Source organism: Frateuria hangzhouensis (assembly GCF_026410505.1).
Lineage (GTDB): Bacteria > Pseudomonadota > Gammaproteobacteria > Xanthomonadales > Rhodanobacteraceae > Frateuria_A > Frateuria_A hangzhouensis.
The window spans coordinates 323708-339354 of record NZ_JAPMIU010000001.1 but is presented as its reverse complement, the minus strand read 5'-3'; the positions used below and the strand labels follow the sequence as shown (position 1 = coordinate 339354).

Genomic DNA, 15647 nt, shown 5'->3' with positions numbered 1-15647 from the left:
GAAGCGTCCGTCTGCGCGGCCTTTTTGTTCCATGGAAGCCACTGGGAAGCCGATTGATGGCAGAACTCGCCAAAGAAGTCATCCGCGTCAATATCGAAGACGAGATGCGCCAGAGCTACCTCGATTACGCCATGAGCGTGATCGTGGGACGCGCCCTTCCGGATGTGCGCGACGGCCTGAAGCCCGTGCATCGTCGCGTGCTCTACGCGATGAACGAACTGGGCAATGTCTGGAACAAGCCCTACAAGAAATCGGCCCGCGTGGTCGGTGACGTCATTGGTAAATACCATCCGCATGGCGATGCTTCCGTCTACGACGCGATCGTGCGCATGGCCCAGCCCTTCTCGCTGCGCTACATGCTGGTCGACGGCCAGGGCAACTTCGGTTCGGTCGATGGCGACAACGCCGCGGCGATGCGTTACACCGAAGTGCGCATGTCGCGCCTCACGCACGAGCTGCTGGCCGACATCGACAAGGAAACCGTCGACTTCGGCCCCAACTACGATGAGAGCGAGAGCGAGCCGCTGGTGTTGCCCACCCGCGTGCCGACGCTGCTGATCAACGGTTCGGCCGGCATCGCCGTGGGCATGGCCACCAACGTGCCGCCGCACAACCTCAACGAGGTGATCGCCGGTACCATCGCGTTGATCGACGAGCCCTCGCTGTCGATCGATGATCTGATGCAGCACATCCCCGGCCCCGACTTTCCGACCGCGGGCATCATCAACGGCGCCGCCGGCATCGTCGAGGCATATCGCACTGGCCGCGGCCGCATCCTGGTGCGCGCGCGCGCCGAGATCGAGACCGAAGCCAACGGCCGCGAAACGATCCTGGTCCACGAACTGCCGTACCAGGTGAACAAGGCGCGGCTGATCGAGAAGATCGCCGAGCTGGTCAAGGAAAAGAAGCTCGAGGGCATCAGCGAGTTGCGCGACGAGTCCGACAAGGACGGCATGCGCATCGTGATCGAGGTGCGCCGCGACGCCATGGGCGACGTGGTGCTCAACAACCTGTTCCTGCAGACCCAGTTGCAGGTCACCTTCGGCATCAACATGGTGGCGCTGCTGGACGGCCAGCCGCGCCTGCTCAACCTCAAGGAAATCCTCGAGGCCTTCATCCGCCACCGCCGCGAAGTGGTGACCCGTCGCACGATCTTCGAGCTGCGCAAGGCGCGCGCCCGCGCGCATATCCTCGAAGGTCTCACCGTCGCGCTGGCCAACATCGACGAGATGATCGAGCTGATCCGCAGCTCCGCCTCGCCGGCCGAGGCGCGCGAACGCATGCTGGCGCGCAAGTGGCAGCCAGGCATGGTCGGTGCGTTGCTTTCCGCCGCCGGCGCCGGTGCCTCGCGGCCGGAAGACATGGACCCGCGCGACGGCCTGAAGACCGACGGCTACCAGCTTTCCGAGGTGCAGGCGCAGGAAATCCTGGCCATGCGACTGCATCGCCTGACCGGGCTGGAGCAGGAAAAGCTGTCGGACGAGTATCGCCAGATCCTGGAAACCATCCGCGGCCTGATCGAGATCCTCGAGAACCCGGAAGTGCTGCTCAAGCTGATCCGCGAGGAGCTGGAAGCGGTCAAGGCCGAGTTCGGCGACGCACGCCGCACCGAGATCCAGCATTCGCAGGAAGACCTGAACGTCCTCGACCTGATCGCGCCGGAAGACATGGTCGTCACGTTGTCGCATACCGGCTACGTCAAGCGCCAGCCTGCCAGCACGTATCGCTCGCAGCGGCGCGGCGGCAAGGGACGCTCGGCCTCGGCGCTGAAGGACGAGGATGTCGTCGAGCAGCTGTGGGTGGTCAACACCCACGACACGCTGCTGACCTTCACCAGCACCGGCCGGGTCTACTGGCTCAAGGTCTACCAGATGCCCGAGGCCGGCCCGGGCGCGCGCGGCAAACCGATCGTCAACCTGCTGCCGCTGGCCGAGGGCGAGAAGGTGCAGGCGGTACTGCCGATCCGCGAATACAGCCCCGAGTGCTACGTGTTTTTCGCCACCCGCAGCGGCACGGTGAAGAAGACGCCGCTGACCGAGTTCGCCTTCCAGCTCCAGCGCGGCAAGATCGCGATCAACCTGGACGAGGGCGATGCGCTGGTCGACGTGGCCATCACCAACGGCAATAGCGACATCCTGCTGTTTGCCTCCAATGGCAAGGTCAACCGCTTCGACGAGAACACCGTGCGCTCGATGGGGCGCACCGCCACCGGCGTGCGTGGCATGCGCCTGGCGGAGGACGCCCACGTGGTGTCGCTGATCGTCGCCGCCGACGGTGACGTCCTCACCGCCACCGAACACGGCTACGGCAAGCGCACGCCGCTGGAGGAGTTCACCAAGAAGGGCCGCGGCACGCAGGGCGTGATCGGCATCCAGTGCTCCGAACGCAACGGCCCGCTGGTAGCCGCAGTGCAGGTCACCGAGGAGCACGAGGTGATGCTGATCTCCAACCAGGGCACGCTGGTGCGTACGCGCGTCGGCGAAATCTCCCAGTTGGGGCGCAACACTCAGGGCGTCACCCTGATCCGCCTGCCGTCCGATGAAAGCCTGGTCAGCGTGGTGCGGCTGGAAGCGGAGGAAAGCAACGGCGACGACGCCGAAGCGGCCGAGGGCGTGACGCCGGAAGGCCCGGCGCCGGAAGGCCCCATCGCGGAAGCCGCCGCACCGACGGAAGAGGGCACGCAAGAGAGCTGATCCTGCGACGCAGGATGAAGAAAGCCCCGGCCTTGCCGGGGCTTTCTCCTGGGACCCCTCCGGGCAGATGCAACAGTGCCTTGACCACCACGATTCCGTTCCGATGCATGACGTGTGGGAGTCGTGGAAGCACGCTTGTGGACGATGGGGGCATCGCCCACAAGTGGTGCAGGGAGTTTGGCCTGGCGGTGATGGTCCTGGGCGAGCGGTCCAAGTGCCGGGTGCCGAGTGCCGCGCATGATTCAGGCCGCCTCGGCTCGTGTGTTCCTCGCCGGCACGCTTCTACGGTTCGTACCAACTTCCGGCGTTCGGCGTGCCGCGGGCGATCTTGGCCACTGCGTGGCTTGCGACGTCGATGATCCAGACGCGCGCGCCTGCATTGTTGCCTTCCTCGTCCTGTTGGTCCAGATGGGGATCCACCAGGATGTGGCAATTGTCTTTTGACCATGCGATCACGGTGTACGACGCCCTCGGTATGGGAGTGTCGATAACCCGATGCTGGTTCGTGCCGTCCGCATTCATGACAAAGGGAGACAGATAGATCGCGCCGTTGGCGGCTTCGAATCGGCTGAACGCTATGTGGCGGCCATCGTGGGAAAACACCGCGCCGTGGATATCGCCCTGGAGAATCTTCGTGTCGCCCGTAACAAGGTCGGCGAGCATCGCAGTGTCTTCCGGGCCGGCGTCCGTGTAGATCGCGCGGCTGCCATCGTCCGAGATTTCGACAAACCCTCTCCAGTAAGAGTCGAAACTGAACAGTTTGGTCACCAGGTTCGTCGCCACATTGATTCGCCAGATATTGGAATGCCAGTTGAAGGGGGCTGTTTCATGTCCGACCTCGACATAGATGTTCTTGCCGTCTTGCGACCACTTGAGCCTGGCGATCTGCCACGCGCGAGATGGGCAGAACAGCTGGCGCTGGTTGCTGCCATCCGAATGCACCAGTGAAACGCACTTCTGGTTACCGAAATCGGTGATGTACGCGATCCTGGCGCCTGGCCCCCATGCCGGTGCTTCGTGAGACCCCGCTCCCCGGGTGATGCGCCGGGAATTGCCCTGCCGATCCATCACGAAGATCTGTGCCCGGTCGCGGGTGGCTGCGGTGAAGTGGACGTAAGCGATGCTGCCCCCGCGGGGCGACCAGCTCCCTTCCCGGTTGTAGAGGTCCAGCACCACTGGCGTGAGCTGAATTACCTTTCCGTTGTTCGGGTTGACCCGGAACAATCCGCTGCCTTCGTGCGGATCGAACCGATCAGCATGCTCAACAGATCGAGTGAACAAAATGGATTCGCTCGAATGTTGAACCGAACGCTGGCTCGCGGCAGCGTGACCGACGGGTGGGAAGCACAAGGAAGTAAGCAGAAGGGCACAAAACGGAGCGGCAGACCTGCACATGTTCATGGATGTTCCTCCCCGATGATCCTGGCGTAGCCGTGCGTCCCCGGTCACGCGTGGATGCGTGCCTGGTGCCCCCAACGATATCGGCATCGCGGAACTCTGCGCGCGGAGTCGTGACCGTTATGCATTCGTTCAGGGGATGCGGTTCAAGCACCCATCGGATGTACCCGTCTCGCAAAAGCTTCGTGCGAATCGCTCGGTGGATCCAACGGGTTAGTAACGCTCGCCTGGGAAAGCTATGGTTTGCTGCCCGGTCGGCCGAATGCGAAGGTGGTCCGGCGCTCGGCTTCTTTACGCATCGCGGCCCTCGTCCCGGTCGAGGCGGGCGTTTGGCATCGGACAAAAAAAACCAGCCTCGTGGGCTGGTTTTTCTTTCGGATGGTGGAGGTGGCGGGAGTCGAACCCGCGTCCGAAGGCGCTTGACGCCCGGTACTACATGCTTAGCTCACCGTTGGATCTCGTCCCGCGGCAGCACGGTGTGCGAAGCGCGCCGAAGGACCAGCCTGCTTGATTTGACCCTTGGCCGACAGGCGGCAGCTTCGGGCGATCCCGTGATGATGACCCTACATCCACGAGCACAGGCACAAGTGGGTTCGGGGCTAGGCCTTAAGCGGCCAGAGCGTAGTTGTCGTCGTTGGCAACTATGAGTTTGCGGCTGGATTTACGAGGAAAGCTGCCCCCTCGGCATGCACCAAGCCATCTCACTACCCCCGTCGAAGCCAGGACACCCCCGGGGAAAACGTACGAGCTGGTCAGTCGAACAAGTATATGGGGCCGGGCGAGCGCACTTCAATGCACACGTCGCGCTCGCCGGCCGCCGTTCAGGCGTCGCGGTTGTGCGCGCGCATGGTGCGCTGCTTCTCGCGCTGCCAGTCGCGCTCCTTTTCCGCGTCGCGCTTGTCGTGCGCCTGCTTGCCACGCGCCAAGCCGATCTCCACCTTGACCTTGTTTCCCTTCCAGTACATCGCGATAGGCACCAGGGTGTAGCCCTTGCGCTCGACCGCGCCGATGAGCTGGTCGATCTCCTGCTTGTGCAGCAGCAGCTTGCGGGTGCGGCGGTCCTCGGCGATCACGTGGGTGGATGCGCTGATCAGCGGGGGAATGGAGGTGCCGATCAGGAAGATTTCGCCCTTGAGCACCACCGCATAGCCGTCGCCGAAGTTGATCCGTCCGGCGCGCAGCGCCTTCAACTCCCAACCCTGCAAGGCGATACCCGCCTCGTAGCGTTCGTCGATGTGGTACTCGTGGCGGGCGCGCTTGTTGAGCGCGATGGTGCCGCCGGCGTGCTTGTCCTTGTCCTTCGCTTTTGCCATGTCCGGTAGAATTGCGCCTTTGCGGGTGCGACGAAAGCTGTCGCACCCGGTGTGAAAAAATGAGGTTACCGTGATCGAAATCCGACGAAGCGCCCTGGTCAATTACACGCCGGCGCAAATGTTCGATCTGGTCAACGATGTCGAAGCATACCCAAAGCGCTTCTCCTGGTGTGCCGGCGCGCGGGTGCTCGAGCGCGAGGGGGATGTGCTGGTGGCGCGGCTGGATCTCAAGTTCGCCGGCTTGAAACAGAGCTTCACCACCCGCAACACCACCGCGCCCCCGAAACGCCTGCACATGCAGTTGGTGGAGGGACCGTTCCGCAGCCTGGACGGACTGTGGGAATTCGTCGCGCTGGGCGAGCAGGGGTGCAAGATCGCCTTTGCGCTGGATTTCGATTACGTGGGCCTGGGGGCCGGCGCCATCAAGCTGGGCTTTCAGGGACTCGCGACGAAAATGGTCGAGGACTTCGGTCGCGAGGCTCAGCGCACGTATGGTTGAGATCGTGGTGGAGGTCGTGATGGCACTGCCGCGGCGCATGCTGCTCAAGCGGGTGGCGCTGGCCGATGGGGCGACCGTGGCCGATGCGATCGAGGCGGCGCAGCTTGGCGAGGACGTTCAGATCGACCCGCAACAGCTGGGCATCTTCGGCAGGCGCGTACCGCTCGGGCAACCGTTGCGCGATGGCGACCGGGTGGAGGTCTACCGGCCGCTGTTGCTGGATCCGAAAGAGGCGCGGCGTCGCCGCGCCCGCTGACGGTCAGGGCGTGCCGCTGTCGCCCTGCGGCGGCGAGCTGGCGTCGTCATCGCCGGTCATGTCCTTGTCGCCCTTGGTTTCGTCGACCGGATAGGTGGCATGGTACTTCTCGCTGTCCTTGAGCATCTGCTCCGGATCCTGCGCGAAGAAGTCGCCCTCGGTGCGCACCAGCGTGTCGTTGTTGAACGTCAGCGTGAAGGTGCGGATCTTGATCGCGCCGCCGCGGTGCTGCTGGGTGGAGACGTAATCCCAGCGGTTCTGGTTGAAAGGCGTGTGGACCGAGGGTGAGCCCAGCAGCACCAGCACCTGATGCTTGGTCATGCCTGGCTTGAGCTGATCGACGTCTTTCTTGTCGAGGAAATTGCCCTGTTGCACGTTGGGAACGTAGACCAGTCCGCAGCCCGCCAGCGAGAGCACCAAAAGGGCGGAACCGAGCGTGCGAATCAGCTTGTGCATGCGTTGTTTGCGTCCGGATCGTGAAGGTGTCGATGATACACTAACGGCCCTACAGCGCCGTGCGTGGAGCCTGCCATGGAACAGGAAACCAGAGAGTTGCGCCGGGTCGGCCTGAAGGTCACCCACCCGCGCATGCGGATCCTGCAAATCTTCGAGGAAGAGGGCGTCCAGCACCTCACCGCCGAAGGCGTCTACAAGAAACTGCTGGCGGACCAGGAAGACATCGGGCTGGCCACGGTTTATCGCGTACTCACCCAGTTCGAGGCCGCGGGCATCGTGGTCAAGCACAACTTCGAAGGCGGCCAGGCCGTCTACGAGCTCGACCGCGGCAAGCACCACGACCATATGATCGACGTAGACAGCGGCAAGGTCATCGAGTTCGTCAGCGAGGAAATCGAGCGTCTTCAGCACGAGATCGCCGCCAAGCACGGCTATGTGCTGGAGGATCACAGCCTCGTGCTGTACGTGCGGCCGAAAGGCAAGACCCGCTGACAGGTCCTCTGCAGGCTTGTGTCTCGGAACGCGTAAATCCTTCTCCCCGCCTGGAGTGGGAGAGCCGGGGAGAAAGCTTGCCTTGGCTCTCATCGGGCGGGAATCAGGCCTTTTTTGGCTTGCCGGAACCAGAGCTGAGGGCATCGCCCGCAAGTGGGCTCGTACAGTGCTTCGTGTCTGGGTTCCCGTACGGGCGCGGTGAACCAAAAAAAAGCCGCGGGAGGACTCCTGTCCACCCACGGCTGATCCGTTACCACTTGGCGCCTAGACTGTGCGAATTGCTCGCTGGCCTGGTGGCGCCGTTGGTACCGGCGGAACGGCATCCTGCCGTTCTTCGTGGCCACCGTCCCCACGGTGACCACGGCACGCCATCTTGCGATGGCGGCCTCCCCCACATCGATGGAACAGATGCTAACGATGTGTTCACGATTGCGGTATTGGAAAAATTCCTAGGTGAGGCGCGTTGCGTCGCGGCCGGGCGTGCTGCTCCGCAACAAAACGCGAAAATGCACGCCCTGGCGGTCCGGCCGTAGTCGGAACAGGCCCCCCAGCGATGTGACCCGGTCACGCATGCCTTGCAGGCCGCGTCCGCCGCGGGGCAGGCGGCTGGGCAGGCCGACCCCGTCGTCGCGGATATCCAGCAGCGCCAGCACCGTTCCGTGGCGTTCGCCGATGCGCAGGCGCAGGCGGAACTCGCTGGCCTGGGCGTGCTTGACCGCGTTGGTGGCACTTTCCTGTACCAGGCGGTACACCGCCGTGCGGGTGTCCTCGTCGAGCAGCCGCGGATCGCCGCGCATGTCGGTGTGGAAGGCGATGCCGGCGGTGGTCAGCAGGTCGCGGATCGGACCCTCGTCCAGCGCGCGCAGCAAACCGAACTCATCCAGCACCGCAGGGCGCAGGTCGTCCAGCAGGCGATGCAGGGCGCGTCGCATGTAGCCCAGGATGGTGTTGATCGAGACGCTGATGTCCTCCAGCCCGGCCTGGCGCAGGCGCACTTGGGCCAGCTTCATGTGGGTCTGGATGGCAGTGATGTTCTGGCCCAGTTCGTCGTGCAATTCGGCGGCCATGTGGCGGCGCTGGTTCTCCTCGGCCTGCAGGTTGCCGCGGGCGGCGTCGCGCAGCTGGCGGGCGAGCTGGTCCAGGCGGCGGTTGACCGCGCCCAGGTAGACGTTCTGTTCGGCCACCCGCTCGCTGCTGCGGCGCAGGGCGTCGGTCGCCGCGCCGAGCATCAGGGCGCCGGTGCCGGCCACGGCCAGGAACAGATAACCGGCGGCGCTCTGTGCGTGGCCGGGCTGGTGGTCGACGGCGGTCATGCCCAGGCAGGACACCAGCATCGCCAGGGTCGCTCCGCGCCAGCCGTGGCGGAAGGCGAAGAACAGCACCGGTGCCAGCGAGAGCACGCGGGCGAATTCGGGCTGTGGCGCGGCGTGCTCGGACAACATCAGCAGCAGCGCCATCGCCGGCAGCATCACCAGCAGCCCGTCCATGACCAGGCTGGCCACCATCTTCCGGTTGGGGCGGGCGCGCAGCAGCATGATCGACAGCGGCGCCACCAGCAGCGCGCCCAGATAGTTGCCGAGCAGTTCGCGTCCCAGCGCGCGCACCATCGCCGCGGGAGCCGCGCTCTCATGGAGCACCGCCAGCAGCGCCGCGTCGATGGCCGCCACCGCGCCCACCACCAGTACTGCCGACAGCAGCAGGCGGGTGGCTTCCTCCGGGTCGCGCAGGCTGGCGTGCAGGTTGACCCTGCGCAGCAGCCACAGGCCCACCGCCATGATCAGCGGTTCGGGCAGGTCGCCGATGACGAAGGTTTCCCAACCCATCGGCAGGCCCGAGCGCAGGTCCAGGATCGCCGTGGCGGCCAGTTCCAGCCCCAGCAGCCAGAACCACTGGCGAACCGGCACGATCAGCAACGCAGCGAAGCGCAGGCCGAAGGGGAGCATCCAGTAGGGCTGCTGGGTAGGCAGCAGCGCCAGCCACAACAGTACGTAAAACACGCCCAGCAGCGGGCCCGACTCGGGCAGGGAGAATGGCTTGGATCGCATGCGCGGATGGTACATGCGACTGTCGCCTGCCCGGCACGCGGACTGCCGCGGGCAGCTCCGGTGCTTCTTCTTATAGACTCCGAACGCAGGCGAGGGCGCAGAAGCGTCCGAAACGGGTGTGCTGCAAGTGATGCGCGGCCCCGAAACTTTGCACGTCAGTGGGGAACCATGTACAGCATTGTCCTGGTCGACGACCACGCCATCGTCCGCGAAGGCTTCAAGCGGCTCATCGAGATGGAGCCGGACCTGGAGGTGATCGCCGAATGCCGTTGTGCCGACGACGCGGTGGAGGCGATCAACCATCGTCGGCCGGATCTGGTGGCGCTGGATCTTTCCCTGCCCGACGGTAGCGGGCTGCCGTTGATCGAGCACCTGCACAGCCTGGTGCCCGACACGCACATCGTCGTTCTGAGCATGCATGACGGCGAGCCCTACGTGTCCGAGGCGTTGCGCCGCGGCGCCAGCGGCTACGTGACCAAGGGCGCCGCGCCGGAAGAGCTGGTGGCCGGCCTGCGCCAGGTAATGCAAGGCGAGACCTTCCTGAGCTCGGACCTGCGCCAGCGCCGCGCCGAGCGGCCCAGCGAGGCGCTCGACCCGGTCAACCGGCTTACCGCGCGCGAGCGGGAGGTATTCCTGCTGCTGGCCGCGGGCAAGGCGCCCAAGCAGGTAGCCGCGGCGCTCGGGGTGGGGCAGAAGACCATCTACATCCACCGTGCCAGCCTGATGGGCAAGCTGGGTGCCGGTTCGGAGCTGGACCTATACCGCATGGCCAGCGAGCGGGGCCTGCTGTCGGAACGCAAGAGCTAGGTTTTTCGTAGGAGCCCGCTTGCGGGCGATGCTCTTCAAGTTGCGAAGGCATCGCGGCGCAAGCGGGCTCCTGGAACAGCCGTGGTTCAGGCGCTTTGCGCGCGCTCCAGCATCTGTTTGGCGTGGGCGCGGGTTTCGCGGGATATCTCCAGGCCGCCGAGCATGCGCGCCAGTTCGTCGCGCCGGCCGGCCGCGTCCAGCTTCTCGATCTGCGTGCGGGTGGTGTCGCCGTCGCTGTGCTTGCTCACGCGCAGGTGCGCGTGGCCTTGCGCGGCGACCTGCGGCAGGTGCGTGACGCAGAGCACCTGGCGTTCCACGCCGAGCGCGCGCAGCTTCTGCCCGACCACCTCGGCGACGGCACCGCCAATACCGGTGTCCACTTCGTCGAACACCATGCAGCCGATGGTGTCCTTGCCCAACGTGGCCACCTCGATGGCCAGGCTGATGCGGGCCAGTTCGCCGCCGGAGGCGACCTTGCGCAGCGCGCGCGGCGGCTGGCCCGGGTTGGCACTGACCAGCAGCTCGCAGCGCTCGCGGCCCTGCGCGTCCGGCTCGTCGCCGCCGCCCGGCTCGAGCTCGACCACCAGCCGGCCGCCGGCCATGCCCAGTTCGCCCATCAAGTTGCTGACCTCCTCGCCGAGGCGTGCAGCGGCGCGGCGGCGTGCCTGGCCCAGCGCATCGGCGGCCTTGGCGTAGTCGCGCTCCAGCCGCGCACGTTCGGCAGCGAGCCGCTCCAATGCGTCGCCGGCACCCTCCAGTTCGGCCAGCTCCGCCTGCAGCGCGCCCAGTCGTTCGTGCAGTTCGGCCACCGGCAGCCGATGACGACGGGCCAATTCGTGCAGGCGGGCGAGGTGGGTATCGACCTCGGCATAGCGCTCGGGGTCGAGGTCGACGTCCTGGGCATAGCGCGAGAGCCCGTCAGCGGCCTCGCCGAGCTGGATTTCGGCGGTGTCCAGCAACTCGAGCAAGGGCGCGAGGCGGCTGTCGATGGCGGCGAGTTTGCCCAGCTCGCCGTGCGCACGGCCCAATGCGCGGCGTAGTGCGAACTCGCTGTCGCCATCGAGCAATTCGATCACGCCGGTCGCACCTTCGGCCAGGCGTCCCGCGTTCGCCAGACGCTTGTGGCTGGCTTCCAGTTCGGCCATTTCGGTCGAGGGAAGCGCCCAGCGCTCGAGCTCGGCGACTTCGTGGCGCAACAGCTCCAGCCGCTGTTCCCGATCGTCGCCGCCGCTCAGCTGCCGGATGCGCGCGCCCACCTCGCGCCATTGCGTGGCGAGCGCGCGGACTTGCGCCACCGGCTGCTCGTTGCCCGCGTAGGCATCGAGCAGGTCGAGCTGGTGGCCGCGCGAGAGCAGCGCCTGGTGTTCGTGCTGGCCGTGGATTTCCACCAGCAGGGTGGCCAATTCGCCGAGCTGGCGGGCGTTGGCCGGGCGGCCGTTGATCCAGGCGCGCGAACTGCCTTCGGCACGGATCACCCGGCGCAGCTGGCAGGCGTTGTCGTCGTCCAGTTCCTCCTGCGCGAGCCAGGCGCGAGCCGCGGGAAGGGCGGACAGGTCGAACTCGGCGATCAGTTCGGCGCGATCGCAGCCCTCGCGCACCATGCCGCTGTCGGCGCGGGCACCGGCGAGCAGCATCAGGGCGTCGACCAGCAGCGACTTGCCGGCGCCCGTTTCGCCGCTGACCACGGTCAGGCCCGGGCCAAAGGCGACTTCGGCTTCTTCGACGACGGCGAAATGGCGGACGTAAAGGGAGGTGAGCATGGCGTCGAATTGTACGGGCAGAAGGGCATTTGGCGAGGACGGCGGACCGTGCCGGACCGCACATGGCTACCGCCGCGGCCGGCTTTCTTGCAAACTCCTGTCTCCCACCTTATTTCTGTGCCGTCTCATGGACTGCCACAGCGCATGACCCGAACCCACGACCTCGACGCCCGCGCCCGCCGCCTGCTGCGCACCTTGATCGCGCAATACCTGGCCGACGGCGAGCCCGTGGGATCGCGCACGCTGTCGCGTTCCTCGGGCCTGGATGTCAGCCCGGCGACCATCCGCAACATCATGGCCGACCTGGAAGACGCCGGCCTCGTCGCCTCGCCGCACACCTCGGCCGGGCGCGTGCCCACGCCGCGCGGCCTGCGCCTGTTCGTCGACAGCCTGATCGAGCTCCAGCCGCTGCCGCGCGAGGAGATGGCCCGGCTCAAGCGCGAGCTGCCGCCCGGGCCGACCACCACCCGCGACCTGCTGGGCAACGTCTCGACCCTGCTCTCGGCGATGACCCATTTCGCCGGTGTGGTCACGGTGCCGCGCCAGGGCGACTTCCCGCTGCGCCACATCGACTTCGTGCCGCTGCCCGACGCGCGCGTGCTGGTGATCCTGGTCTTTTCCGACAACCAGGTGCAGAACCGCATCGTGCAGCTGGCCAGGCCGCTGGACGGCCGCGAACTGGAACAGGCCGCCAACTACCTCAATACGCATTTCGCCGGCCTGCGTGTGGACGATATCCGTGCCCACCTGTTGCGCGAGCTGCGTGAGGCGGGCAGTGAACTCAACCGGCTGGTGGCCAGCGCCACCGAGTTGGCGGCTGCCTCCTTCGCGCCGCAGGGCGGCGGCGACGACGTGCTGGTCAGCGGCCAGACCAACCTGATGGGCTACGCCGAACTGGCCGATCTGGAGCGTTTGCGCGAGCTGTTCGAGGCATTCCAGAAGAAGAACGAGCTGCTGCAACTCATGGAGGTCTGCGCCCGCGCGCCGGGCGTGCGGCTGTTCATCGGCGAGGAATCGGGCTTCGCGGCGCTGGACGGCTGCAGCGTCGTGACCGCCAGCTACGGTGTGCAGGGGCGCGTATTGGGCGCGGTCGGCGTGATCGGGCCCACCCGCATGGCCTACGAGCGCGTCATTCCGGTGGTCCAGGCCACGGCCGGATTGCTCACCGACGCCTTGAATCGGGCGGCAACGTCCCTATAAACGCCCCGGAGGGCGGGTTTCCGCAGTTTCTTTGATGGCCGGCACGGGAGTGCCAGCCCGGATTTTCGTTTGGGAGTAATGCATGCAGAACAACGAGCAGACGCCGGAACAGGGACAGGAGCCAGGCGCCCCGGACGCGTCGGGAACCGACGCCCTGCAGGCGCGCATCGCCGAATTGGAGGCGGGCAACGCCGAGTTGCGCGAAACCGTGCTGCGCGAGCACGCGGAGCTGGAAAACCAGCGCCGCCGCCTGCATCGCGACCTGGAACAGGCGCGCCGTTTCGCCAACGAGAAGCTGCTGAACGAATTGCTTCCGGTGTACGACAGCCTCGAACGTGGCCTGGCGATCGAAAGTGGTGATGCCGCGGCCGTGCGCGAAGGCCTGGCGTTGACCCTGAAGGCGCTGTTGAAGGTCGCCGAAAGCCACGGCCTGGTGCAGGTCGACCCGGTCGGCCAGGCGCTCGATCCGGAGCGCCACCATGCCGTGAGCATGGTCGAGGCACCCGGCAAGCCGCCCGGCACCGTGGTCAACGTGTTGCAGAAGGGTTATGTGCTGAACGACCGATTGCTGCGTCCGGCGCTGGTCGCCGTGGCCAAAGACTGACGAGCGGATCGCCGCACACGCCTAGGGCCCACGGCATTGAATCGTCGCAGGCGGGCCACCATCTGAAAAACCATCGCGGCCGCGGGGGCCGCCCGAAAGCATTGGAGCTGAGCATTATGGGCAAGATCATCGGCATTGACCTGGGTACCACCAACTCCTGCGTGGCCGTCATGGACGGCAGCAGCGCGAAGGTGATCGAGAACGCCGAGGGCGATCGCACGACGCCTTCCATCGTCGCCTTCAGCAAGGACAACGAAGTCCTCGTGGGCGCGCCGGCCAAGCGCCAGAGCGTGACCAACCCCAAGAACACCTTCTACGCGGTCAAGCGCCTGATCGGCCGCAAGTTCACCGATGCCGAGGTCCAGAAGGACCTGCACATCGTGCCTTACGGCATCGTCGCCCATGACAATGGCGACGCCTGGGTGCAGACCTCCGACGGCAAGAAGATGGCGCCGCAGGAAATCTCCGCCAAGGTGCTGATGAAGATGAAGAAGACCGCCGAGGATTACCTTGGCGAGCCGGTCACCGAGGCCGTCATCACGGTGCCTGCTTACTTCAACGACAGCCAGCGCCAGGCCACCAAGGATGCGGGCAAGATCGCTGGCCTGGAGGTCAAGCGCATCATCAACGAGCCGACCGCGGCGGCGCTGGCCTACGGCCTGGACAAGAAGGGCGGCGACCGCAAGATCGCGGTCTACGACCTGGGTGGCGGCACGTTCGACGTGTCGATCATCGAGATCGCCGAAGTCGACGGCGAGAAGCAGTTCGAGGTGCTGGCCACCAACGGCGACACCTTCCTCGGTGGCGAGGACTTCGACATGCGCGTCATCGACTACCTGGTCGATGAGTTCAACAAGGAGCAGGGCATCGACCTGCGCAAGGACCCGCTGGCGCTGCAGCGACTGAAGGACGCGGCCGAGCGCGCCAAGATCGAGCTATCCTCCTCGCACCAGACCGATGTGAACCTGCCGTACGTGACCGCCGATGCCTCCGGTCCCAAGCATCTGAACATCAAGCTGACCCGCGCCAAGCTCGAGGCGCTGGTGGAAGACCTGGTCAAGCGCACCATCGAGCCGTGCCGCACCGCGCTCAACGACGCCGGCCTGCGCGTGTCGGACATCAACGAGGTGATCCTGGTCGGCGGCCAGACCCGCATGCCCAAGGTGCAGGAGTCGGTCAAGGACTTCTTCGGCAAGGAGCCGCGCAAGGACGTCAACCCGGACGAAGCCGTCGCCGTGGGCGCGGCGATCCAGGGCGGCGTGCTGGGTGGTTCGGTCAAGGACGTGCTGCTGCTGGACGTCACCCCGCTGTCGCTCGGCATCGAGACGATGGGCGGCGTGATGACCAAGCTGATCGAGAAGAACACCACCGTGCCGACCAAGGCCGCGCAGACCTTCTCCACTGCCGACGACAACCAGACCGCAGTGACCGTGCACGTACTGCAGGGTGAGCGCGAGCGTGCCAGCGCCAACAAGTCGCTGGGCCGCTTCGACCTGTCCGGCATCGATGCCGCGCCGCGCGGCATGCCGCAGATCGAAGTCACCTTCGACATCGACGCCAACGGCATCCTGCACGTGTCGGCCAAGGACAAGAAGACCGGCAAGGAACAGAAGATCGAGATCAAGGCCGGCTCGGGCCTGTCCGAGGACGAAATCCAGCGGATGGTCGCCGATGCCGAGGCGAACAAGGAAGAAGACAAGAAGTTCCATGAACTGGTCGCCACCCGCAACAAGGCCGACCAGTTGGTACACGCCACCCGCAGCGCGCTGAAGGAGCACGGCGGCAAGGTCGGTGCGGAGATCGGTGGCATCGAAGAGGCGCTGTCGGAGCTGGAGAAGGTCAAGGACGGCGACGACAAGGCGCAGATCGAAGCCAAGATGGAAAAGCTCGAGCAGGTCGCGCAGGCGCTCCATGCCGCGGCCCAGGGCGGCGGCGCCGGCCCCGAGGCTGGTCCGCAGGCCGCACCGGGCGGCGGCTCGGCGCAACCCGACGACGTGGTCGATGCCGAGTTCACCGAGGTCAAGGACGAGAAGAAGTAATCATCGGCCGCCGGTGACGCAGAAGGGCAGCCCGCGCCGGCTATCATGTCGCGCGGGCTGTTTGTCGAGTGTGGGTAGCGACGCA

The 15647-nt window shown here is 65.9% G+C and carries 13 protein-coding genes and 1 other RNA gene; 8 read left to right on the top strand and 6 right to left on the bottom strand.

The genetic code is table 11. The features are described 5' to 3' along the window. Positions 1 to 56 precede the first annotated feature (56 nt). Positions 57 to 2693: a DNA gyrase subunit A gene (gene gyrA / locus OSC30_RS01515; RefSeq protein ID WP_267170057.1), complete on the top strand. Its 2637-nt coding sequence runs from the start codon at positions 57 to 59 to the stop codon at positions 2691 to 2693. Between the two features lie 282 nt (positions 2694 to 2975). Here the strand turns inward: gyrA and OSC30_RS01510 are convergent, their stop codons facing one another. From OSC30_RS01510 to smpB, 3 genes are all read right to left on the bottom strand, one after another. Continuing rightward, on the bottom strand, positions 2976 to 4094 hold the full coding sequence (locus OSC30_RS01510; protein ID WP_267170056.1) for a TolB family protein: 1119 nt from the start codon (positions 4092 to 4094) through the stop codon (positions 2976 to 2978). A gap of 376 nt (positions 4095 to 4470) precedes the next feature. Then, positions 4471 to 4823, bottom strand: a transfer-messenger RNA (tmRNA) gene (gene ssrA / locus OSC30_RS01505). 89 nt (positions 4824 to 4912) lie between these two features. Then, the gene (gene smpB / locus OSC30_RS01500) at positions 4913 to 5404 is read right to left on the bottom strand and encodes an SsrA-binding protein SmpB (RefSeq protein ID WP_267170055.1); all 492 of its coding nucleotides are present in this window, start codon (positions 5402 to 5404) and stop codon (positions 4913 to 4915) included. Between the two features lie 70 nt (positions 5405 to 5474). Between smpB and OSC30_RS01495 the strand changes: the two genes are divergently transcribed. Both OSC30_RS01495 and OSC30_RS01490 read left to right on the top strand, forming a co-directional pair. Further along, a complete protein-coding gene (locus tag OSC30_RS01495) occupies positions 5475 to 5903 on the top strand; it encodes a type II toxin-antitoxin system RatA family toxin (RefSeq protein WP_267170054.1) in 429 nt (142 codons plus the stop codon). After that, entirely contained in the window at positions 5896 to 6159 is a 264-nt protein-coding gene (locus tag OSC30_RS01490; protein ID WP_267170053.1) for an RnfH family protein, read from the top strand. Before OSC30_RS01495 ends, OSC30_RS01490 begins: the two co-directional genes overlap by 8 nt. A gap of 3 nt (positions 6160 to 6162) precedes the next feature. On the opposite strand, the gene OSC30_RS01485 is transcribed toward OSC30_RS01490, so the two are convergent. Further along, positions 6163 to 6615 (bottom strand): outer membrane protein assembly factor BamE, encoded by a 453-nt coding sequence (locus OSC30_RS01485; protein WP_267170052.1) that lies wholly within the window; start codon positions 6613 to 6615, stop codon positions 6163 to 6165. 75 nt (positions 6616 to 6690) lie between these two features. Between OSC30_RS01485 and fur the strand changes: the two genes are divergently transcribed. Continuing rightward, on the top strand, positions 6691 to 7107 hold the full coding sequence (gene fur, locus OSC30_RS01480) for a ferric iron uptake transcriptional regulator (protein WP_267170051.1): 417 nt from the start codon (positions 6691 to 6693) through the stop codon (positions 7105 to 7107). A gap of 449 nt (positions 7108 to 7556) precedes the next feature. On the opposite strand, the gene OSC30_RS01475 is transcribed toward fur, so the two are convergent. Continuing rightward, entirely contained in the window at positions 7557 to 9152 is a 1596-nt protein-coding gene (locus OSC30_RS01475) for an MASE1 domain-containing sensor histidine kinase (protein WP_267170050.1), read from the bottom strand. 168 nt (positions 9153 to 9320) lie between these two features. Between OSC30_RS01475 and OSC30_RS01470 the strand changes: the two genes are divergently transcribed. After that, the gene (locus tag OSC30_RS01470) at positions 9321 to 9959 is read left to right on the top strand and encodes a response regulator transcription factor (protein WP_267170049.1); all 639 of its coding nucleotides are present in this window, start codon (positions 9321 to 9323) and stop codon (positions 9957 to 9959) included. 86 nt (positions 9960 to 10045) lie between these two features. Here the strand turns inward: OSC30_RS01470 and recN are convergent, their stop codons facing one another. Next, positions 10046 to 11719, bottom strand: coding sequence for a DNA repair protein RecN (gene recN / locus OSC30_RS01465; RefSeq protein ID WP_267170048.1), 1674 nt, complete (start codon positions 11717 to 11719; stop codon positions 10046 to 10048). Between the two features lie 144 nt (positions 11720 to 11863). On the opposite strand from recN, the gene hrcA reads away from it, so the two are divergent. The 3 genes from hrcA (at position 11864) to dnaK (ending at position 15562) form a co-directional block, all read left to right on the top strand. After that, on the top strand, positions 11864 to 12919 hold the full coding sequence (hrcA, locus tag OSC30_RS01460; protein WP_267170047.1) for a heat-inducible transcriptional repressor HrcA: 1056 nt from the start codon (positions 11864 to 11866) through the stop codon (positions 12917 to 12919). Between the two features lie 82 nt (positions 12920 to 13001). Continuing rightward, positions 13002 to 13523 carry a nucleotide exchange factor GrpE gene (grpE, locus tag OSC30_RS01455; protein ID WP_267170046.1) on the top strand — a complete coding sequence of 174 codons (522 nt, stop codon included), beginning with the start codon at positions 13002 to 13004 and terminating at the stop codon, positions 13521 to 13523. 116 nt (positions 13524 to 13639) lie between these two features. After that, positions 13640 to 15562, top strand: a complete 1923-nt coding sequence (gene dnaK, locus OSC30_RS01450) for a molecular chaperone DnaK (protein ID WP_267170045.1) — start codon at positions 13640 to 13642, stop codon at positions 15560 to 15562. The last annotated feature ends 85 nt before the right edge of the window (positions 15563 to 15647 follow it).